The 19912-nt window shown below is 69.4% G+C and carries 17 protein-coding genes and 5 pseudogenes; 8 read left to right on the forward strand and 14 right to left on the reverse strand.

The features are described from left to right. Positions 1-7 precede the first annotated feature (7 nt). Positions 8-982, forward strand: coding sequence for a helix-turn-helix transcriptional regulator (locus IEZ17_RS25575; protein WP_189303964.1), 975 nt, complete (start codon positions 8-10; stop codon positions 980-982). Positions 983-1280: 298 nt separating this feature from the next. Here the strand turns inward: IEZ17_RS25575 and IEZ17_RS25580 are convergent. After that, positions 1281-1746: pseudogene (locus IEZ17_RS25580) on the reverse strand (MepB family protein). Positions 1747-1819: 73 nt separating this feature from the next. Between IEZ17_RS25580 and IEZ17_RS25585 the strand changes: the two are divergent. Both IEZ17_RS25585 and IEZ17_RS25590 read left to right on the forward strand, forming a co-directional pair. Next, entirely contained in the window at positions 1820-2488 is a 669-nt protein-coding gene (locus IEZ17_RS25585) for a response regulator transcription factor (protein WP_189303965.1), read from the forward strand. Then, a complete protein-coding gene (locus IEZ17_RS25590) occupies positions 2485-3822 on the forward strand; it encodes a sensor histidine kinase (protein ID WP_189303967.1) in 1338 nt (445 codons plus the stop codon). The genes IEZ17_RS25585 and IEZ17_RS25590 overlap by 4 nt, the downstream gene beginning before the upstream one ends. 346 nt (positions 3823-4168) lie before the next feature. On the opposite strand, the pseudogene IEZ17_RS25595 reads toward IEZ17_RS25590, so the two are convergent. The 5 genes and pseudogenes from IEZ17_RS25595 to IEZ17_RS25615 form a co-directional block, all read right to left on the reverse strand. Continuing rightward, positions 4169-4594, reverse strand: a pseudogene (locus tag IEZ17_RS25595) (alpha/beta hydrolase fold domain-containing protein); the annotation flags it as partial. 2 nt (positions 4595-4596) lie between these two features. Continuing rightward, positions 4597-5600 (reverse strand): annotated as a pseudogene (locus tag IEZ17_RS25600) (IS110 family RNA-guided transposase); the annotation flags it as partial. 131 nt (positions 5601-5731) lie between these two features. Continuing rightward, complete coding sequence (locus tag IEZ17_RS25605; RefSeq protein ID WP_189303971.1) at positions 5732-6175, reverse strand: GlcG/HbpS family heme-binding protein; 444 nt, start codon at positions 6173-6175, stop codon at positions 5732-5734. A gap of 78 nt (positions 6176-6253) precedes the next feature. Further along, a complete protein-coding gene (locus tag IEZ17_RS25610; RefSeq protein ID WP_189303973.1) occupies positions 6254-6574 on the reverse strand; it encodes an NIPSNAP family protein in 321 nt (106 codons plus the stop codon). Between the two features lie 179 nt (positions 6575-6753). Continuing rightward, entirely contained in the window at positions 6754-7716 is a 963-nt protein-coding gene (locus IEZ17_RS25615; RefSeq protein WP_189303975.1) for an NADP-dependent oxidoreductase, read from the reverse strand. Between the two features lie 149 nt (positions 7717-7865). Here IEZ17_RS25615 and IEZ17_RS25620 point away from each other — a divergent pair, with 149 nt between their 5' ends. After that, positions 7866-8264 (forward strand): winged helix-turn-helix transcriptional regulator, encoded by a 399-nt coding sequence (locus tag IEZ17_RS25620; RefSeq protein WP_189303977.1) that lies wholly within the window; start codon positions 7866-7868, stop codon positions 8262-8264. Between the two features lie 705 nt (positions 8265-8969). On the opposite strand, the gene IEZ17_RS25625 is transcribed toward IEZ17_RS25620, so the two are convergent. Beyond that, positions 8970-9563 (reverse strand): TetR/AcrR family transcriptional regulator, encoded by a 594-nt coding sequence (locus IEZ17_RS25625; protein WP_189303979.1) that lies wholly within the window; start codon positions 9561-9563, stop codon positions 8970-8972. Positions 9564-9686: 123 nt separating this feature from the next. Between IEZ17_RS25625 and IEZ17_RS25630 the strand changes: the two genes are divergently transcribed. Continuing rightward, complete coding sequence (locus IEZ17_RS25630; protein WP_189303981.1) at positions 9687-10796, forward strand: FAD-dependent oxidoreductase; 1110 nt, start codon at positions 9687-9689, stop codon at positions 10794-10796. A 194-nt stretch (positions 10797-10990) separates the two neighbouring features. Here the strand turns inward: IEZ17_RS25630 and IEZ17_RS25635 are convergent, their stop codons facing one another. Further along, the gene (locus IEZ17_RS25635) at positions 10991-11227 is read right to left on the reverse strand and encodes a hypothetical protein (RefSeq protein ID WP_189303984.1); all 237 of its coding nucleotides are present in this window, start codon (positions 11225-11227) and stop codon (positions 10991-10993) included. A gap of 518 nt (positions 11228-11745) precedes the next feature. Between IEZ17_RS25635 and IEZ17_RS25640 the strand changes: the two are divergent. Continuing rightward, positions 11746-11988, forward strand: a pseudogene (locus IEZ17_RS25640) (allantoicase); the annotation flags it as partial. Between the two features lie 546 nt (positions 11989-12534). Here IEZ17_RS25640 and IEZ17_RS42840 read toward each other — a convergent pair. The 4 genes and pseudogenes from IEZ17_RS42840 to IEZ17_RS25655 form a co-directional block, all read right to left on the reverse strand. After that, positions 12535-13377, reverse strand: coding sequence for a serine/threonine-protein kinase (locus tag IEZ17_RS42840; protein WP_373299933.1), 843 nt, complete (start codon positions 13375-13377; stop codon positions 12535-12537). Between the two features lie 21 nt (positions 13378-13398). Beyond that, a pseudogene (locus IEZ17_RS42845) lies at positions 13399-14091 on the reverse strand (SPFH domain-containing protein); the annotation flags it as partial. Between the two features lie 160 nt (positions 14092-14251). After that, on the reverse strand, positions 14252-14554 hold the full coding sequence (locus tag IEZ17_RS25650) for a hypothetical protein (RefSeq protein WP_229852623.1): 303 nt from the start codon (positions 14552-14554) through the stop codon (positions 14252-14254). A gap of 99 nt (positions 14555-14653) precedes the next feature. Beyond that, positions 14654-15241 carry a TetR/AcrR family transcriptional regulator gene (locus IEZ17_RS25655; RefSeq protein ID WP_189303988.1) on the reverse strand — a complete coding sequence of 196 codons (588 nt, stop codon included), beginning with the start codon at positions 15239-15241 and terminating at the stop codon, positions 14654-14656. A gap of 277 nt (positions 15242-15518) precedes the next feature. Here IEZ17_RS25655 and IEZ17_RS25660 point away from each other — a divergent pair, with 277 nt between their 5' ends. Next, positions 15519-16460 (forward strand): alpha/beta hydrolase family protein, encoded by a 942-nt coding sequence (locus IEZ17_RS25660; RefSeq protein WP_189303990.1) that lies wholly within the window; start codon positions 15519-15521, stop codon positions 16458-16460. A 183-nt stretch (positions 16461-16643) separates the two neighbouring features. Further along, positions 16644-17522: an LLM class flavin-dependent oxidoreductase gene (locus IEZ17_RS25665; protein WP_189303992.1), complete on the forward strand. Its 879-nt coding sequence runs from the start codon at positions 16644-16646 to the stop codon at positions 17520-17522. Positions 17523-18028: 506 nt separating this feature from the next. Here the strand turns inward: IEZ17_RS25665 and IEZ17_RS25670 are convergent. Together IEZ17_RS25670 and IEZ17_RS25675 are read right to left on the reverse strand one after the other, a co-directional pair. After that, positions 18029-18619, reverse strand: coding sequence for a hypothetical protein (locus IEZ17_RS25670; RefSeq protein WP_189303994.1), 591 nt, complete (start codon positions 18617-18619; stop codon positions 18029-18031). Next, positions 18616-19737: an ROK family glucokinase gene (locus IEZ17_RS25675; protein ID WP_159507376.1), complete on the reverse strand. Its 1122-nt coding sequence runs from the start codon at positions 19735-19737 to the stop codon at positions 18616-18618. Before IEZ17_RS25675 ends, IEZ17_RS25670 begins: the two co-directional genes overlap by 4 nt. Between the last annotated feature and the right edge of the window lie 175 nt (positions 19738-19912).

The raw sequence follows: 19912 nt of genomic DNA on the forward strand, positions 1-19912 counted from the left end.
GTGATCCATGTCATACCCCTTGACGCGCGTACTGGCCCTGCTGGAGCTCCTCCAGACACATCCAGGACTGACCGGCACGCAACTGGCCGACCGTCTGGGAACCGACGTCCGCACCGTGCGGCGCTACGCGGCGCGCCTGCGCGATCTGGGCATCCCTGTGGAGTCCGTCCGAGGCCGCTTCGGCGGGTACCGACTGGCCCGCGGCTACCGGATGCCACCTCTGATGCTCACCAACGAAGAAGCCCTCGTGGTCATGCTGGGCCTACTGGCCGGCGAGCGTCTGGGCATGAGCACCACCGCCCCAGCCAGCGCTGGCGCCCTCGCCAAGATCGAACGAGTGCTCCCCGACGCCCTGCGCGAACCGCTCGCCGCCATGCGGGACACCGTGGACTTCACCGCCAACACCGTGCTCGCACAGGCCCCTCAGACAGGCATCCTGCTGACCCTGGCGCAGGCATGCCGCTCCGCTCATACCGTCGGCCTGCACTACCGGTCCTGGTACCAGGAACACACAGAGCGCGACGTCGATCCCTACGGCGTGATCTTCCACGCCGGCTGCTGGTACCTCGTCGGTCACGACCACCTCCGTGACAGCCTGCGCACCTTTCGCATGGACCGGATCGAATCCGCCACGCCCAGCGCCAGCACCTTCACCGCCCCCGACGACTTCGACCCGGTTACCTACCTCACCGCATCCCTGGCCCGGACCCCCTCCCTATGGCAGGTCGAGGTGCTCATCGACGGCCCTATCGATGACATCTCGCGTCGGCTGCCGCGCACGATCGCAACCCTCACCGCCACACCCACCGGGGTACTGCTGCGCGCGCAGGTCGAACGGCTGGAGTCCATGGCCCACCTGCTCGCCTCCATCGAATGGCGCTTCACCGTCCGCCGTCCCGATCAACTGCGCCAGTCCCTCAAAGACCTGGCCCAACAGCTCACGGCCGCCGCCGAACGGCCACCCGAGGACACACCGGAGTAGATGGCGGGTCTACCGCGACACTCCGCCGACCACCCACGCCGACCACCCGTCAATGCCAACTACGGCCTGTGGAAGCGTGGACGAGTGTTCCTTCCAGATGCGTCAGCGGTCGCTGACGGGGCCCAGTAGTACTCGCGGAAAGACACTGGATCACCCCTGGCCTTCGGCGATACGAGCCTTGAGGGCGGTGTCGTGTCCGGATCGCGCGAAGATCTCACTGGCCGGTGTGGCGGGTGACGCCATCCAGCCGGGGCCCTGGGCGAGGCGGCAAGCAGCCATTGCGGACCGAAGCGCGGACCTACGGGTGGTAGAGGGCGCGGGCACACGCCAGGTCAACCGGCCCGTCCTCGTCGATGTGCAGGAAGTAGTTCGCCTGCCACGCTTGGGTGCTGCGTGCCTGAAGATTGGCCGTGGTCACCCACGGCGGGTAGCCACGGAACCCTCGCTTCCCGGCGGAGCCGTTTCGGGACATGATCCCGCGCCCGCACAGCACCTCGCGCGGGAACACGAACTGTCCGAAGTGGCCGCTGTCGCGACTGCTGATGACGACGAGGTCAACCCCGTCGTCGGCATCGAAGGGCCGGATCGGCCCCTCCGGGGACCGCTGCCACACCGTGGCGAACTGGCCGACCTTCGTCGGGGTGGTCCTTGACCGCGCGGATTCTGACCGAGCGCCCGTCGAGCGTGAACTCGTCAGCCGCGTACTCGGCGCTCTCCGGTTCGGGCACCGGCTGTGGGCAGGCAAAACCGCCCGGGTCGTACACCCATGCCTTCGCTGCCAGGAGGTCGCAGTGAAGCGCGTATCGGCTTCACAGGCAGCCGGGTGATACTGCGGGTATGACCGAACCGACGGTGCTGGTCGTCGAGGACGACCACGGGCTGCGCGAGGTGCTGGCCCGGGGGCTGCGCGAGGAGTCCTTCGCGGTGCGTACCGCAGCGAACGGCGCCATGGCGCTGCGCAGCATCGATCCGGGTGTGGACGCGGTGGTGCTGGACGTGGGGCTGCCGGATGCGGATGGCCGCGATGTGTGTCAGGCCATGCGCGCCGCGGGGGTGACCGCTCCTGTGGTATTCCTCACGGCCCACGACGTCATTACCGACCGGCTGGCGGGTTTCTCAGCCGGCGGTGACGACTATCTGGGCAAGCCCTGCCACGTGGCCGAGCTCGCCGCGCGCCTGCGCGCCGCATTGCAGCGCACCGGCCGTGGCACCCAGCCGGAGACGCCGGCGCTGAAGCTGGACCCGGTCACCCACGCCCTGTGTCCCGCGGAGGGGGCGCAGGTACCGTTGACGCCGACGGAGTTCCGGCTGCTGGCCTGCCTGATGTCTGCTCCGGGTGCCGCCGTGCGCAGACGGGTTCTGGTGCGCGCGGGCTGGCCCGAAGGCGCGTACGTGAGCGACAACACGCTCGATCAATACCTGCTGCGGCTGCGCCGCAAGCTGCGCCGGGCGTGCGGCACGCACGGCATCGACACCGTACGCGGTGTGGGCTACCGCTTCACATGAACGCACCCCGCCTTCACCGGCCATCGACGCTGCGCGGCCGTCTCGCGCTGCTCGCACTGGCCATCGCCGCGATCTTGATAGCGGTTCCCATCGCCACCTTCAACCTGGTCCTCCACGGCCAGCTGGGCCACCAGATCGAGCAGCAGCTGCGCACGCGAGCCACCGCCGTTGCCTCGGCTGTGACCGCGCATGCAGACGGAACCATCACCGTGCGGGAGACCCCGAACGACGCCGTCGCGGACCGCACCGGGTGGATTTACCAGGGCACCACCAACATCGAACGCCCCCATGCCACCGCGGCACTCCAACGTGCCGCCGACTCCATGGCCGGTGCCGGCAGACGCTACGAGAACGTCGCAGGCTCACGTCTGTTCGCGCTGCCGCTGAATCACGGCGGGCGCCAGATCGGCACCGTGGTCACCCAAGTGAGCCTGGACTCCTACACCTTCACCACCCGCGCCGTCCTGGCCGGCTCGATAACGCTCGCGCTGCTGCTCCCCGCCTGCGTCTACTGGCTCGCACGCATGATCGTCGGACGAGCTCTGCGCCCGGTCACCGCGATGAGCGCCAGCGCCGCCCAGCACAGCGAAGACGGCATCACAAAACGCTTCGGCACCCACGGCCGCCCGGCAGAACTGGCGGAAGTGGGTGGCCACCTCGACACGCTCCTGGAGAGACAGGCCGCAGTCCTGCGCCACGAGAAGCAACTGACCGCCGAACTCTCCCACGAACTGCGCACCCCCCTCGCGCGCATCTGCGCCGAAGCCGAATGGCTCACCGCCCGCCCCCGCAGCAACGCCGAGCAGCAAGCCGCCCACCAGGCGATCGCCGACGCGGCAGAGCGCATGCGGCAGATCTGCCGAACCCTGCTGACCGAGGCCCGCTCCGGCACCGTAGGGCCCGGCCGGTGCCAAGCCCGGGAAGTCCTCGAAGCCCTCGCACAGCGCGCCCGCAGCGAACACCCCGACGCACCCCCGATCACGGTTCACGGCGCGGCCGTGACGGTGGGGGTCCCGGCCCCGCTGCTGGAACGCATCCTGACACCGCTGCTGGACAACGCCCGCCGCTACGCCACGACCCAGGTGACACTCGAATACACGGCTGGGGAGAACGGGGTCGAGATCACGGTCGCCGACGATGGACCCGGCGTCTCCCACGTCGTGTCGTCGCAGATCTTCGAACCCGGCTACCGCGCCGATCCAGAAGACGGCCACGACGGCGCGGGCCTGGGACTCCCCCTCGCTCGCCGCCTGGCCCGCGCGGCCGACGGCGACCTCACCCTCGACGCCACCACGACCGGCGCGCGCTTCGTGATCCGCCTCCCCGCCAAGTGAATACCAGGCTTCGGGTACACCCGGGCCGCATCGGACACGCACCAGACATCACGCCACGACGCCCGCCCGGACTCGCTGCCCGTGGACATATCCGTGGCTCTGGGACGCCTTTCGCTTCCGCCTGGTTCAACGAGCCTGACGCGTAGCGGTAGTAGCGCAGATTGGGCTATTTCCATCCTCAACCCACGCCAGGCCCGCTACCTGCGACTTCAGGATGGAAATAGCTCAGTGGTGCTCAGGTGACCGGCAAGGCGACCTGCTGCCCGCGATCAGCGAGACCGGGCCCGGCTCTCGCGAAGCCGGACCCGGGTCGCCGTTCGTCCGATCACCATCGGATCGTGGCAGCTCACCACCCGTGCAATGCGTCGCGCAGGGTGTCACCGGCCAGCTTGAGCGCGACGTTGTTGGCGGCGGTGTCGCGCAGGCTGTCCAGCATCATGAAGTCGTGGACCGTGCCCAGCACGCGCACCGCCGTGACCGGGATCCCCGCCTCGCGCAGCCTGGCCGCGTACGCCTCGCCCTCGTCGCGCAGCACGTCGGCCTCGTCGGTGATGACCAGGGTCGGGGGCATGCTCCTGAGCTGGTCCAGTGAGGCGCGCAGCGGTGAGGCGTGGGGGTCGGCGCGCTGAGCGGGGTCGGCGGTGTACTGGTCCCAGAACCACTTCATGCCTTCGAGGGTGAGGTAGCAGCCCTCGGAGAACTGCTGGTAGGAGGGTGTGCCGAAGTTCGCGTCGGTGACCGGGTACAGCAGCACTTGGCACTTGAGGCTCAGCTCTGCTTGATGCGGCGTTCGCAGTAGTCCTGGGTTCGCGGGTCGAGGCGCAGACGCGTCTGCACGATCCGGTGCAGCGCGGCATTGGCCTGCCGGTCGCCGCCGCGGTTGAGGCGACGGTACTGCCGACGGCCCGAGGAACGCTCGACGGGACTGACCCCGCACAGCGCGGCGAAGGACGCCTCGCTGCCCAGCCGTTCCGGGTTGTCCCCCACCGTGATCAGCAAAGTGACGGCCGTGTCCGGCCCGGTCCCTACCACTGCGAGCAGCTGCGGGGCGTGGCGTTCCACGAGGCGGGCCAGGTGATCTTCCAAGTCCCGGATCTGCTCGGTGAGCTGCCCGATCCGGCGAGCCAGCACGCTCAGGGTGACGCGAGTGGCATGCAGCACCGCCTCTTCACCGTCCCCCTCGCTCTGGCTCACATCGGCGAACCCCGCGCAGGTGCGGAAGAGTTCCGCGTGGTGCAGCCCGGCCAATTCTTCCCGCAGGTCGGGGTCGGCAGTAAGAAGGACGGCCTTCAGTTGATTAATGGCCTGAGTGCGGGCTTTGACGGCCGATCCCTTGGCCAGTTTGTACAACCGGGCGATCTGCGCTGGCCCGTCACCTGACTTGGCCCTGGCGCGGGCCCGCCCGCTCAGCACCGCCCGGGCCGCGTTCTGGGCATCGAGCGGATCCGTCTTGCCGCGCCGACGGCGATCCGTGCGGTCCATCCGATTCACGTCGAACACGTCCACACCCTGGGCCAGCAGATAGCGGGACAGAGCCGCCCCGAAGGAGCCGGTCCCCTCAACCCCGGCCCGCCTCACCACACCCAGGCCCCCGGCCCACTTCAGCAGATCGCGGTATCCCGCCGCGGTGGCCGGGAACTCGCCGGTGGCGAGGACCGCCCCCACCAAGGAGAGCACCGCAGCCACGTGAGCATCCCGGTGCGTGTCCACTCCGAGGACCACCTCCCCCGTGGGCCGGCGTCGGCGAGTACGCGAGAGGTTGAGGACGTATCGGTCATGCTCGTCCGTCGCGGGACGTCGGGTGGACGACGGGCCCGGGGCGCCGGATCCAGGGATACCTGGTCGGTGCGATGGAGGGCACACGAGGGACGGCGTGCTGTGCGCTGCCCGCGCCGGCGCGGTGGCTGTTTCAGGCCGGGACCGGGAAGCCGAGCGAGTTCAGCGCGGTTTCTGCGGCCTGCTGGTCCTGCTCGTAGCTGCCGCCGGAGATGCCGAGACCGCCGATGACCTTGCCGTCCTCGATCACCGGGTAGCCGCCGCCGACGGCCATCAGCCTGGGGTGGTGTGTGAGAGGGGCTACCTGGGGGTTGGCCACGTGGGAGTTCCAGACGTGGGTGGCGATGCGGTAGGAGGCTGCCGTCCACGCCTTGTCGACGGCGACTTCGGCGGCCAGGAAGGGTGCGTCGTCGGCACGCTCGAACGCCTTCAGGTGGCCGCCGGCGTCCGTGACCGCAACGGCCACCTCGAATCCGATCTTCTCGGCGGCCGCGCGCACCGCTTCGATGAGCGCGGTGGCGGCGGAGTGGGTGATCGATGGTGCGGGCAGGGATTTCGCTTGCGTTGCGGTATTCATCAGGATCTTCTCCGTTGAGGGGGACGCTTCTTGGGATTCGTGCCGGTTCTGCGGTGGGGTGCGCGGTGGGTCCTGGTGTCAGCGGAGCGCGGAGAGTGCTGTGGGGACCGCGCGGGTGATGACGGACTTCTCCGGGATCAGCAGCTCCTGGACTGCCGGGCGGATCCCGTCTCGCCAGCGGTCGCTCTCGTAGACGGCGGCATACAGTTCCTCGCGGTGCGCCTCGTCGTCGAACCGGCGGATCCAGACGTAACCGTCCGGGTCCTCCTCGTCGATGAAGGACGCGGTGACCGTCATCCCCTTCGACGTCTGGAACGGGATGACGACTTCCTCCATGTAGCGGACCCATTCATCCCGGCGGCCGGGCCGGGTCTGGTAGCGCCGAAGCTCGTAGAACACGGCGAACTTCCTCACATTGTGGGATCGGTGGTGCTCGGTGGCCGGTCTTTGCGGCTGTGGGTGGTGCACCCTGACTGTGTCTGCCCTGCGACCAGGTCGGTGTGGTGGTCAGGGTGCCGGTTCGGACGTGCGCCGGTCGCCCGCTGCGGCCAGGTGGCGTGGGCAGCGAATGAACCGGGTCAGGAGGCGACGCGCAGGACGAGCTTGCCGCGGGTGCGGTCGCTCTCACCGCGGGCGTGGGCCCGGGCGGCCTGCTCCAGCGGGTAGACCTCCTCGACCTCCACACCCACCTCACCGGCGTCGATGAGTTCGGCGATGCGTGTCAGAGCCGGGCCGTCGGGCTCGACCAGGAAGGGACTGGTGCGCAGCCCGCGGGACTGGGCCGCCTGGAGGAGTTCAGGCGAGACCCCGGCGGGGATGGCGACAATCAGCCCGCCGGGGCGCAGCACGTCGAGCGAGCGGATGCTGGTGTTGTCGTGCGCGTCGCCGACGAGGTCGAGGACCACGTCGATGTCCTTGGCGGCCTCCTCGAAGCGGACGGTGGTGTAGTCGACCAGTTCGTCGGCGCCGAGTGCGGTGAGCCATTCGTGGCGGGGACTGCTGGCGGTGCCGGTGACGTAGGCACCCAGGTGCTTGGCGAACTGGACGGCGAAGTGTCCGACGCCTCCGGCGGCGGCATGGACCAGCACCCGCTGGCCCGGCCGGACGTCCGCAGTGTCCACCAGGGCCTGCCAGGCGGTGAGTGCTGCCAGCGGTACGGCGGCAGCCTGCTCGTGGCTGATGCTCGCAGGCTTGCGGGCGAACTGGCGGGCGGGGGCGGTGACGTACTCGGCGTAGCCGCCGGCCGCGCGGGGGAACCACGGCATCCCGTAGACCTCGTCGCCGGGCTTGAGGGTGGTCACGCCGAAGCCGGTCTCCTCCACGATGCCGGAGACGTCCCAGCCCAGAGTGAACGGCGGCTCGCCGAGCACCCCGGCCATGGCGCCGCCGCCCCGGGTCTTCCAGTCGACCGGGTTGATCCCAGCGGCGTGCACCCGCACCAGGACCTCGGTCGGAAGCGGCACGGGCCGGGGCACCTCCTCCACCCGCAGGACGTCCGGGCCGCCGAAGGCATGCTGCACCACCGCGCGCATCGAGGACATGAGTCAACTCCCTTGAACCTGAGCCAAATACACCGGAAGGCCGCTTATCGGCCGCCGGTCCAGTGGGATTGACCGTAGCCCCAGGGAGGTAGTTACCATCAAGGGAACCTACTTCCCAATGGGAAGCATGCTGTTGAGGAGCGTTCCACGTGACCACCGACTGCCACACCGGGCAGCACGCCCACCACGACGTCTACGCGGCCCAGTGCCCCTGCCGCGCCATGCTGGACCTGCTGGCCAACAAGTGGTCAGCCCTGGCCATCGGAGCCCTGGAAGACGGCCCACAGCGCTTCGGCGCTCTGCAACGTCTCCTGCAAGGGGTAAGTCCCAAGGTGCTCACCCAGACCCTGCGACGCCTGGAGGACGCGGGGCTCGTCGACCGCACCGTCTACCCCGCCGTCCCCCTGCACGTGGAGTACGCCCTGACCGCCCTCGGCCACAGCGCAGCCGTGCCGCTGGGGCTCCTGCGCACCTGGGTCGAGGAGAACATCGACGACGCCGCAAGCGTGCCGGGCCACCAGGAGACGGGACCGGCGCCGACGAAGTAGCCATCGGACGGTCTGCTGGGGCCAGTCAGGCAGGCAGGCACACGATGTGTCCGCGCCCTCCTGGGCTCTTGTGGTGGGTGTCATACGTGGTGTGCCTCGCAGAGGTAGACGACACATCACAGGGCTGTCTGTCACCAAGACCGCACCCGCCGACCCGTCTGTCAGGTAGCACCCTGTCCTGCCCCCGCGGACTCGGCAGATTCCTACCGCGTCTGGCCATGCCGCCCGCACGACGCCAGAATGACGGCCGGGGCAGCCCGATCAGTTCACGCGTGAAACTCGGAGAGATCGATGGTGTGAACGCGCGGCGGATGGCCGTACGCCGGGTGCTTCGTTTCGCGCTCCGGCACCATGCCCAGGGCGGTGCCGTTCAGAGGTTCTGTCCGGCTGGATGCCGGTTCAGGTGGCCTGCGTGGAGCGTAGTTGGCCGTGGCAGCGAGCAGTTGCCCTGGCGGGACATACTGCTGCTGGGCAGGACCCGAGCCACAGCACACGGCCGCGACGAGATCCGCCGATTCAGGACCTGTGCCGTCGCACCCGGCCTCGCCTTCCCCAGGCCGTCCAGGCCCTGCGCCGCCGTACCATCACCACCGGCAAGGTCACCCTGGAACGCGTCCACGCAGCACCGATCTGACGGCTGGTCAGGCTGATGCTCCCGAGAGCACGCACCGCATCCGCGCACACCGGGGCTCCTCGCAGACCGGGTCAGTTGCCCGGGTGGGAGGCTGCCCAGCCGTGTTCGAGCAGCGCGAAGGCTTCGTCGGCGGCTTGGCGCGGTTCGGCGTGCCGCAGGATGAGGCTGCGGGCCTCAAGGGCGAAACGGGCCAGGGCGGCGCAGCTGACGTCGTCCTCGGGTGCACCTACAGCTTCGGCGATGGCCCTCGTCAGGGCCGCTTCGTGGCGCGTCCACATGCGGTGGGCGTAGTCGCGCAGCGCAGGGGTCTCCTGCACCAGGCGCGTGAAGTCGGTGAACCGCGGGTCCGTGGCGTGGACGGCGAACTGGGTCTGTTTCAGCAGGATGTGCTCGCGCAGCGCCTGCGGGATCGACTGGCCCGGGGTGCGGTCGCGCACGGCGGCGACGAGTGCTGCTTCCAGGTCGTCGTCCTGATCGAAGACCAGGGCTTCCTTGCCGGAGAAGTGCTTGAACAGGGTGGTCACCGAGACGTCGGCGACGTCGGCGACGTCTTTGACACCGACCTGGTCGTAGCCGCGCTCAAGGAAGAGCTTGAGTGCGGCGTCGGCCAGGGACTGGCGGGTCTGGGCCTTCTTGCGCTCGCGGCGCCCGGTCGGTTCGGTCACTCGCCCACCATACCCCGATGTGCATCCGCTGTGAAAGTTTAGTCGTTGCGCTTATTTAGCGAGTGTGCTTTCTTGGTGATGTCGGGCCTCCCGGCGACTCACCCACCTCCCGAGGGACACTCCATGAACTCTGCTCGTGATCCCCGCATCGCGATTGTCGGCGCCGGTCTCGGCGGCCTCACCTGCGCCCGAGTCCTGCAGCAACACGGCTGCTCCGTCGCCGTCTTCGAACGCGAGGCATCCGCCGACGCCCGCCCGCAGGGCGGCACCCTCGACATGCATGCCGACACCGGCCAGGCCGCCCTGTGTTCGGCGGGGCTCCTCGACCGATTCCACGCCCTGGCCCGCCCCGAAGGAGATGAGTGGCGCGTGCTCGACTTCGCCACCGCCGCCCCTCTGGCACAGCAGGGGCCCTCCGCCACCGGCGGCCGGCCGGAGATCGACCGAGGCCAACTGCGCGGTCTGCTCCTGGACTCGATCGCCGAGGGCACGGTGCGGTGGAACCGCGCCGTCAACGCGGTCACCCCACTGGCGGACGGCACCTGCCGGCTGCTCTTCGGTGACGGCACCGCCGAGGACTTCGACCTGGTGGTCGGTGCCGACGGCGCCTGGTCACGCGTCCGCCCGGCCCTGTCGCACGCCGCACCCGGCTACACCGGTGTCACCTTCGTCGAGACCGGATTCGACCACTGCGACACCCGCCACCCCGACCTCGCGCGGCTGGTCGGCAACGGATCGATGCTGGCGAAGGGCGCTGGCAGGTCCCTCGTCGCCCAGCGCAACAGCAACGGCCACATCCGCGCCTACATCGCGCTCCGCGAGCCGGAGGACTGGCACGTGGCCGCCGGTATCGACCTCGGCGACCAGCGGGCCGTGCGGACGCACCTGCTGAGGATGTTCGACGGCTGGGACGAGAGCCTGCGCTACATCCTGCGCAACAGCGACAGCGGGTTCATCAACCGGTCCCTGTTCGTCCTGCCCACCCCGCACACCTGGGAGCACGTTCCCGGCGTCACGCTGCTCGGCGATGCCGCGCACCTGATGCCCCCGGTTGGGCTGGGCGCCAATCTCGCCATGCTCGACGGCTCCGACCTCGCCCACGCCCTCGTCACCGAATCCAGCATCGGCGACGCCGTCCGCGCCTACGAGAGCATCATGCTGCCGCGCTCGATCGAGGCCGCGACGGGCAGTGCGCAGGGACTCGACCACCTCGTTCCCGCGACGGCCTCCTGAGCCGACTCCACCGCCCCCGGCCCCGCGGCCGTGCCCGCGTCGGTCATGTGCACTCTCTACGGCGGTCGCATCCGCCCCAGGGCGGCGTCGTCAGAGGGTCTGCTCGGTTTGATCACGTGATGCCGAGGGGTGATCGCGCGCATTTCCACCTGGCCGGGTGACGTCGCAGGGCGGAAGCCCGTCGGCGTGCGCGGTCACTGCACCGGTCGGCGGGCGGATGTCGTGGACCCCATGAACTGGACCGTGCGGCGTCGGCCGGCGGCTCGGGCCAGGGTCGCCATCGCGCGGTTGAGGCGGCCGGAGATGACGCTCGGCGGTGGTGTGCGGCGGTCGAGTGTCCGCAGCGCGGTGGCAACGACCTCCTGGGGGGAATGGGGCTTGCTGCCACCGTCCGCTGCATCCGTGCCGATGACGTCGAAGAACTCGGACATGCCCCTTCTCCTTCCAGTCCGATCGGCGTATCGCGTTGCCGGCACCGGGCCGCGTCGGGCGGTCAGAATTGTGATGACGCCTCATTGATCGGCAAGCCCCTATCGAGACACACCCCGTCAGCCCGGTACCGACAACGCGCCCTCCCCGACCAACGGTCGACACCGTGTGATCAAGACACTCCGGTCAAACGTCTCATGAGTCAGACCCCGGACCCGGGACAGCACCCACCCCTCCTCCTGCCCCTCACGACCCGTGAACCTCCTGTGTTCAAACCTGACCGACAGTCGGGACCATTCGACAGTTGACGCCCACTGACGACAGCGAGTGCACGGAACAAGGGGAGGGGACGATGCGAGCTGCGGCGGGCCTGCTCGCCGATGCAGCCACCGTCATCGACCAGCCCGATACTTCGGCCAACTCCGTTGTCAGGGGCAGGACTTACCCTGAAAACATGACCCACGACGTGCTGCATCGCGGTTACGGGATCACTATCGACTTGAGTGCATCAGACCTGGGGGCGGGCTGGGCAGGGCTGTCCGGACGCGACGGCGAGAGCGGCGACTGGGTCGAACTGCTGCCCCGTACGCGCCTCCAGCCCGACACCGTCCACCGCTTCATGCTCGACGACGCACCCGCCACCACCCACGTCCGGATGGACATCTTCCCGGACGGCGGCATCGCCCGCCTGCGGCCGCACGGTTCACTCACCGAGGAGGGTGCGCGCCGGCTGCTCGCCCGCTACCAGGAGTTGGGCGGCTGAGCCCGGTCGACGCCACCGCCTCCACGATCGGGCCGACTCGCGTGGCTATGCGTTGAGCATTCACGAGGGGGCGTCACCGTCTCGGACCACTGTTGTGGTGTGCGCCTCCGAGTAACAACGGCTTCTGCCGCGTGGCGAGGGGCCTGGTTGCGTCTCTGCGGACGATGGGGCGAACTCTTGCTCTGCTTCTCCGCTGCGTGATCTTTCAGCCCACCAGGTAGAAGCTCAAGATCATCGAATGAAGCGTCATCCGGACCGGCCCGCAGCACCGCTCATTTTCTCGCCTGCGGTGTCCGGGACGCATAGCGGGCGCAGCCTGCCGGGTAGCTCCAGGGGTGCCTGCGGCGACTGCTCCCCGGACCGCGTTCGTGGCCCGATGCGGCCCGTGCCACGGCTTGTGGGTCGGTGATGTCCGCGTCCGCACTTCTCAAGGGGGCACGTGGTGCCCTTGTGCGCTCGCCTCGGATCGCCGGTCGTCGTTGCGTACAAGCGGGGCACCGACGCTGGGGTGTTCTCTGGACTGGAGAGGTCGCGCACGTATGTGGCTCAAGGTGCCGAGGCAGTAGGGGCGTTGTACAGGTCGACCATCGTGCGTACGGGAGGCGGCAGCCAGTCTTCGGATGACGAGTCGTTCTGGGAGAGCCGTTCGAGTACCTCGGTGGACGTCGGGCGACTGTTCGGGTCGTGATCGAGGCACCGGGTGATGATGTCGACGAAGCGAGATGGCAACAGACTGAGGGCGGACTCCAGGGATTCGCCGTCCGTGAGCGGCGTAGCTCCAGTGGCGTGACAGAGCACCATGCCAAAGGCGTAGAGGTCTGTGGCGTGCGTGATCGACGCGCCGGTGAGCTGTTCCGGGGCGAGGAACCCCTGTGTGCCGACGACGTGGTTGGTGCGGGTGAGTGCGGTGCTGTCGAGGGCTCGGGCGATGCCGAAGTCGATGACGCGAGGACCTGTACCGGAGATGATGATGTTGCTGGGTTTGAGGTCGCGGTGGATGATGCCGCAGGCATGGATGCGCTCGAGCGCTTCGGCGACGCCGACGGCGAGCGTATGAAGGGTTCTTGTGGGCAGGGCGCCCTGTTGCCTGAGGACGTCGTGCAGTGACGGGCCTGGGATGTACTCGGTGGCCAGCCAGGGCGGTTCGCCGTCGGAGTCGGCGTCGACCACCGGCGCGGTGTGGAACCCGCCGACGAGGCGTGCGGCTTCGATCTCGCGGGTGAACCGTTCCCGGAACGTTGGGTCCGTAGCGAACTCCGACCGGATGACTTTGACCGCGACCAGGCGCTGCCCGGGAGACCGGCCGAGATAGACCGTCCCCATCCCTCCTTGGCCCAGCCGAGCTGTCAGGTGGTAGCGGCCGACGCGGCGAGGATCGTCCTGCCGCAGCGGCTGGTGTCCGGGGGTGGGACCGGCCTGGACGGGCGACTGCGGTGTGCTGCGCGTCGCTCTGCTCCCGCCGGCGAGGATGGCTGCCACTTCGCGTTCGGTCTCCGCTTTCAATAGCGCGGCCTGCTTCTCGCCTTCGGCCTGGAGAATGGCGGCGCGCTTGTCACGGTCGGCGCGCATCTGCTTCTCCATCGAGTCCTGGATGGAGGTGGGCGGCTCGATCGCCTTGAGCTCGACGCGGTTGACGCGGATGCCCCACTTGCTGGTGGCCTCGTCGAGGACCCCGCCCAGGGTCGCGTTGATCTCCGCGCGGGAGGTGAGGGTCCGCTCCAGGTCCATGCCGCTGACGATGCTGCGCAGCGTGGTGACGGTGAGCTGCTCGATCGCCTGGATGTAGCCGGCGACTTCGTAGGTCGCGGCGCGGGCGTCCGTCACCTGGTAATAGATGACAGTGTCGATGTTCACGACCAGGTTGTCCTGGGTGATCACCGGTTGCGGTGGGAAGGGAACCACCTGCTCACGGAGGTCGATGCGGTCGACGACCTTGTCGACGAATGGGACGACGATGCTCAGGCCCGCGTTGAGTGTGCGGGTGTAGCGGCCGAAGCGCTCCACGATCGCGGCACTGCCCTGTGGAATGGTGTGGATCGTCTTGATCAAGGCGATGAAGACCAGCACCACCAGAATGATCAGGACGATCAAGATCGGTTCCACAGCGGCTCCCCTGCCCCTCGGCCGTCCTTGCACTGGCGTCAGACAGTGCCGAGCAGGAGTCTTCCAGATCCACCGCACAAGCGGGCGTGAGTTCACGGACACAAGGTCGGGTGCTCGCCCCAACGGTGGGTGCTGAGTGGGATGTTGGTGATGGCGTGGGTCAGGTCGAGCGCACGTGATGGCTGGTCACCAGCATCACGTCCGCCGTCGCAGGTGCACCTCCGGTGTACAGCATCAACTGCTGGACCGGCGATACGTCGCGGGTCGTGGGCGCGAAGGGTCCGCTGACGAGCGGTGCCGGCCGGACCGGCTGGGCGAGTGAGACGGCTCGTCCGGTACGGGCCTCCTCGGTGAGCAGGTTGAGCGTGCCCAGCTCGTCTTCCGTACCCCATCGGCCCCAATTGCTGGGGAAGTCCTGCTCGTTGGCCGTTCTGGTGGCGTCGTTCACCGGCTTCGTGCCCACGGTGGTGAACCTACTGGAAGCGTCGGCCGGCCTTCCGGCGGGTGAGCCGCGGCCTCGTGGCCTACAGTCGCCGAGGACGGGGACCGGACAACGCTGTCATCACGTTCGGCTCAGCCCCGCGACGAGGAGTGAGGCGAGTCGGCGTGCGTCGTATCGGGGGTCGCTCTCGGCGCCGATGCACAGGTTTCCGATGCCGCGCATGAGCTGGTAGGCATCGATCCCGGAGTGGATCTCACCAGAGGTGGCGGCAGCGTCGAGGAGCTGGGTGCACACCGGCAGCAGACGTTCGAGGAAGTAGGCGTGCAGCGTCTCGAAGCTGGCGCCGTCGCCCTGCATGGCGGCGGCCAGGCCGTGTTTGGTGACCAGGAAGTCGACGAAGAGGTCGACCCACCGCCCCAGGGCGGCATGAGGTGTCGGGCCGGCCGCCAGTAGCACCGGGCCGGCCTCGGCGCAGGCGTCGACCTGGTGTCGGTAGACGGCGATGACGAGGTCCGCCCGGGTCGGGAAGTGCCGGTAGATCGTGCCCAGGCCGACGCCGGCTTTGGCCGCGATGTCGCGGACCGGCGCTTCCACTCCCGAGGCGACGAAGACCGCGGCGGCAGCGTCCAGCAGGGTCTGCCGGTTGCGCCGGGCGTCCTTGCGCTTGGACTGGGCCGAACTGCCCGGGCTCTGGCCGCTGTCGTTCACCGGGGCACTCCTTTCGTGCTGTGCATTGCAAACCGGAACCGCGTTCCGTATTGTCAGCGGAACAGCGTTCCGTTTCCATTCGATAGTACCGGCGAGCGGCCCACCAGGGCCGCTGCCGACGCCATCACGCTCCACCCGGGCGGAAGAGCACGGCCCGCAGGTAGCCGACGCCGATGCAGCGTCACACGAGAAGCACTCCTCACTCCCCACCCGCCCGAGCCCTGCGACGCCGCCAACGAACCACACAGCGCGAAGACACTGAACGGAAGGCATCTCCATGGCCGACTCGAACACCGCGAACGCGCAGCAGATCGCGGACGCACCCACCACGGTGGTCTCCGCGAGGCCGGTTGTCCTGTCCGCGCCGGGCCGCGGCGAGGACCTCCAGGTCCGCGTGTCCGCTCCCGCGACCGGCAGCAACCTGCCCGTCATCCTCTTCTCCCACGGCTTCGGCTGGTCGATGGATGGCTACGCCCCGCTGGCGGACCACTGGGCCGCACACGGCTTCGTGGTCATCCAGCCCACCCACCTCGACTCCCGCACACTCGGCATCCCCGCCGAGGACCCACGCACGCCGCGGATCTGGCGCTTCCGCATCGAAGACCTCACCCGCGCGCTCGACGGACTCGACGTTCTGGAAGCCGCCGTGCCCGGCCTCGCCGGACGCCTCGACCGCGACCGCATCGCCGTGGCCGGCCACTCCTGGGGAGCCCAGACGGCGAGCACGCTGCTGGGCGCCCGCGTCCTCGACTCCGACGGCACGCCCGGCGAGGACATGTCCGACCCCCGCGTCACGGCCGGTGTGCTGCTCGCCCTGACCGGTCTCGGCGACGACCTGACCCCGTTCGCCGCCGAGCACTTCCCCTTCATGAAGCCGTCCTTCACCACCATGACCGCACCGGCCCTCATCGTCGCCGGCGACCGTGACCAGTCCCACCTGTCCACCCGCGGACCGGACTGGTTCACCGACCCCTACACCCACAGCCCGGTGAACAAGAGCCTGCTCACCCTGTTCGGAGCGGAGCACTCGCTCGGAGGCATCCCCGGCCACCAGGTCACCGAGACGACGGACGAGAGCCCCGAGCGCGTCGCCCTGATCCAGCACCTCACCACGTCCTTCCTCCGCAGTGCCCTGCATGGCGAGGACACCGGCTGGAAGGCGGCGGCCACCGCACTGGAAGGCGACCCCGACGCGCTGGGGAAGCTTTTGAGCAAGTAGACGAACGCACCAGGGACACTGCGCGGTGCCGGTGCGTGGCACGGGAAGCGGACCCCCGGGCGCCCCTGCCCCGTGCCGCGAGGTGCCGCCCGCGCCTCGCCGGACAGGCACCCGGAAGGGACTGCCGACACCACCCAGCAGTCCGCACCGCACGTCATCCGAACGAAAAGGGACTCAACACCTATGACGAAATCCCTCCTTCCCCGCTTCGGGATCATGACGGCCCCCTCGCAGGTCGACTACCACGACATCCTGCGGGTCTGGCACGAGGCCGACACCATCGCGGAGATCGAGCACGCCTGGCTGTTCGACCACCTCATGCCGATCGGCGGCGACCCCAACGGGGTGACCTACGAAGGCTGGACACTCCTCTCCGCCCTCGCGGCCCACACCCAGCGACTGCGCCTGGGCGTGCTCGTGACGAGCAACCGCTTCCGCCCGCCCGCGCTGCTGGCCAAGATCGCCGCCACCGTCGACGTCGTCTCCGGCGGACGCCTCGACTTCGGCATCGGCGTCGGATCGCGCCCCAGCCACCCCAGCGCCCGGCGCGAGTACGAAGCCCACGGCCTGCCCTTCCACGACGCAGACCGCGCCGTGGCCCACCTCGCCGAAGCCTGCACGGTGATCCGGCGGCTGTGGACCGAGGCCGAACCGTTCGACTTCCACGGCACCCACATCCAGCTGACCGGCGCCTTCGGCAACCCCAAGCCCGTTCAACGCCCCCACCCGCCCCTCCTCATCGGCGGACGCGCCGCCTCGACGCTGCGAGTCGTGGCCCAGCACGCCGACGTGTGGAACATCCCCGGCGGCGACATCGACGACGCGGTACGGCGCAGCGAACTGCTGGACCGCTACTGCGCCGAGATCGGCCGTGACCCCGCCGCCATCACCCGCTCGACCGTGCTGCCGGTCTCCTACGACCACCCCGACACGACCCGGAACGCGATCGGCGAGGCCACCAGCGCCGGGTTCCACCACATCATCCTCGGCCTGCCGGCGCCCTACCCCGCAAGCGTCGCACGGTGGGTCGCCGACGAGCTCATCACCAGATCGACCCAGTAACACCGCTCGGCATGAGCGCGAAAACGCCACGAACCAGAACGGACACACAGCGATCCTCGTCACCGGAGCCCGCACCGTACGAGCCCTGCTCGACCAGGGCGAAGAATGCGTCGCCCCCCGCCGAAGCCGGCCGACCCCTGGACGGCGCCCGCATCGCAAGCCTCGGCCGCCGAAATGCGCCCTCAATGCGCCGTCGGCCGCCGCCTCGCCCCTTCCGTTGCGTCGAGAACGGCGAGCCAGAGCACAGCAAGACCGCGTCGAACACCACGCACCGGGCCCACTCCCGAACGCAGAAACCCCCACCGGAGCCAGCCGGTGGGGGTTCCTCACCTCTCACTTGCTATCACACGCGTCACACCAACACCGTCGATGCCGATGGACCACAAGGCCCCCACCTGCACAAACGACCCCGACCTAGACCACCTGGACGGCACTGGACACCCGGGTCAGGAGCGGCCCGGTATCGGGCGGAACGCCGCCGGTCGGCGGGCGGTCCGGCGCGGCCCTCAGAACTTCACGGTGGAGACGACGTAGACGACCGGGTGGCCCGGTTCGTCGTTGCTGACCATGATCTCCTGGGTGGGCAGCGGCGCCTTCCTGGCAACCGTGACGCCCTGCCAGGGCCAGTCGGCGTTGAAGTCCCAGCCGACGTCGGCCGCCTGTGCGGGCGTGATGGTGATCTCGCCCTTCTTGAGGGCGGCGGTGCTGGTGCCGACGGCCGCGAGGTAGTGCGCAAGGCCCCAGTCGTCGGTCCGGAACTGCACGTACAGCGAGCTGGTCTGCCAGGAGTTGGTCTCGTAGTAGTAGACCGGCGTGGAGCCGATCGGCACCGGGGCGTTGTAGACCCGCTGCTGGAGCTTGGAGGGGAAGGCGTTGGTCAGGCCGGTGGCGGCGGCCTCGGCTTCCTTGTCCTCGCCGCTGTCGCGGCTCTGCTCGGCGGAGATCACCAGGTAGCCCGCCGGGATCGTGACCAGCAGGAAGACGATCAGCGCCTTGAGGAAGGGCCGGCGGCGCTTGGGGCGGGGCGGCAGCGCGCCGTGGTCGTCCCGTACGGGCGGCAGGTCGTCGTGCATGGGGGGCAGGTCCGGTTCGGTCATCGGCGGCCGGACCGTTCGTAGCGCTCGTAGCGCTCCACTCGGCGGCGGTTGGCGCGCCGGAAGCGGCGGGCCACCAGGCGGGCCAGGTCGGCGGCGCCGACCATCCCGGCCTCGGGGCCCAACTGCGCCTTGGCGATGGTGGCTTCGGGGCGGTAGCCGCGGCCGGTCAGATGGCGCCGGAAGGCGTCCCTGGCCGGGCCGATCAGCAGGTCGTCGGCGGCGCTGACGCCACCGCCGATGACGAAGCAGGAGGGGTCGAGGGCGGCGGCGAGATTGGCGATGCCGACGCCGAGCCACTGCCCGATGTCCTGGAGCAGCTCCACGCACATGGCGTCGCCCTCGCGCGCCAGCTCGGTGATCAGCGGTCCGGTGATGTCCTGTACGCGCCCGCCGACCCGCTCGATGATGTTGTACGCGACCGGGGAGTCGGCGGCGGCCAGCTCGCGGGCCTCCCGTACGAGGGCGTTGCCGGAGCTGTACTGCTCCCAGCAGCCGCGGTTGCCGCAGGGGCAGCGGTGGCCGCCGGGCACGACCTGCATATGGCCGAACTCGCCGGCGACACCGTACTTGCCGCGCTTGACGGCGCCGTCCTCCAGGATCGCGCCGCCGATGCCGGTGCCGAGCGTGATCATGACGAGGTGGTCCTGGCCGCGGCCGGCGCCGAACCGCCACTCCGCCCAGGCGGCGGTGTTGGCGTCGTTGTCGACCATGACCGGGACCGCCAGCCGGCCGGCGAGGCGGTCCCGGAGCGGTTCGTTGCGCCAGTTCAGATGCGGGGCGAAGAGGACCCGGGAGCGGTCGGCGTCGACCCAGCCGGCGGCGCCGATACCTACGGCGTGGACGTCGTGCCGGTCGGAGAGGTCGAGCACCAGCTCGGTGATGGTGTCCTCGACGACCTTGGGGCTCTTGGACTTGTCCGGCGTCTCGGTGCGGACCTTCTCCAGGATGGTGCCATCGGCGTCGACCACGCCGGCCATGACCTTGGTGCCGCCGATGTCGATGCCCACCGTGGGCACGCGCGGGGCGGTCAGATGGGAGCGGCGCTCCCGGGTGCCTACGGTGCGCAGCACGGTGGCTCTGGCGGATCCGCGGTGCACCCGGTCCCGGTACATGCTCATCGGCCCACCTCTTCGCCGTTACGGCTGCCGTTACGGTCGCGGCGGCTGGGTGCTCGCAAGAGTCGTCTCGTCCCTGCGGGGTCTCGGGGAGGCCGGGGGCCTCGGCGCGGATTGTCCGCTGCGATTGTGCATCACCCGCGCCGTCCGGCGCACCGCGACGTGGAACGGCGGGCCC

It is taken from the genome of Streptomyces albospinus (genome assembly GCF_014648695.1).
GTDB classification, from domain to species: domain Bacteria; phylum Actinomycetota; class Actinomycetes; order Streptomycetales; family Streptomycetaceae; genus Streptomyces; species Streptomyces albospinus.

Bases quoted from the DNA above. Each gene is read 5' to 3' on its own strand.
- IEZ17_RS25575 (WP_189303964.1), top strand. From the start codon at position 8: ATGTCATACCCCTTGACGCGCGTACTGGCCCTGCTGGAGCTCCTCCAG.
- IEZ17_RS25585 (WP_189303965.1), top strand. From the start codon at position 1,820: ATGACCGAACCGACGGTGCTGGTCGTCGAGGACGACCACGGGCTGCGC.
- IEZ17_RS25590 (WP_189303967.1), top strand. From the start codon at position 2,485: ATGAACGCACCCCGCCTTCACCGGCCATCGACGCTGCGCGGCCGTCTC.
- IEZ17_RS25605 (WP_189303971.1), bottom strand. From the start codon at position 6,175: ATGAATACCGCAACGCAAGCGAAATCCCTGCCCGCACCATCGATCACC.
- IEZ17_RS25615 (WP_189303975.1), bottom strand. From the start codon at position 7,716: ATGTCCTCGATGCGCGCGGTGGTGCAGCATGCCTTCGGCGGCCCGGAC.
- IEZ17_RS25630 (WP_189303981.1), top strand. From the start codon at position 9,687: ATGAACTCTGCTCGTGATCCCCGCATCGCGATTGTCGGCGCCGGTCTC.
- IEZ17_RS25635 (WP_189303984.1), bottom strand. From the start codon at position 11,227: ATGTCCGAGTTCTTCGACGTCATCGGCACGGATGCAGCGGACGGTGGC.
- IEZ17_RS25660 (WP_189303990.1), top strand. From the start codon at position 15,519: ATGGCCGACTCGAACACCGCGAACGCGCAGCAGATCGCGGACGCACCC.
- IEZ17_RS25665 (WP_189303992.1), top strand. From the start codon at position 16,644: ATGACGAAATCCCTCCTTCCCCGCTTCGGGATCATGACGGCCCCCTCG.
- IEZ17_RS25670 (WP_189303994.1), bottom strand. From the start codon at position 18,619: ATGACCGAACCGGACCTGCCCCCCATGCACGACGACCTGCCGCCCGTA.
- IEZ17_RS25675 (WP_159507376.1), bottom strand. From the start codon at position 19,737: ATGAGCATGTACCGGGACCGGGTGCACCGCGGATCCGCCAGAGCCACC.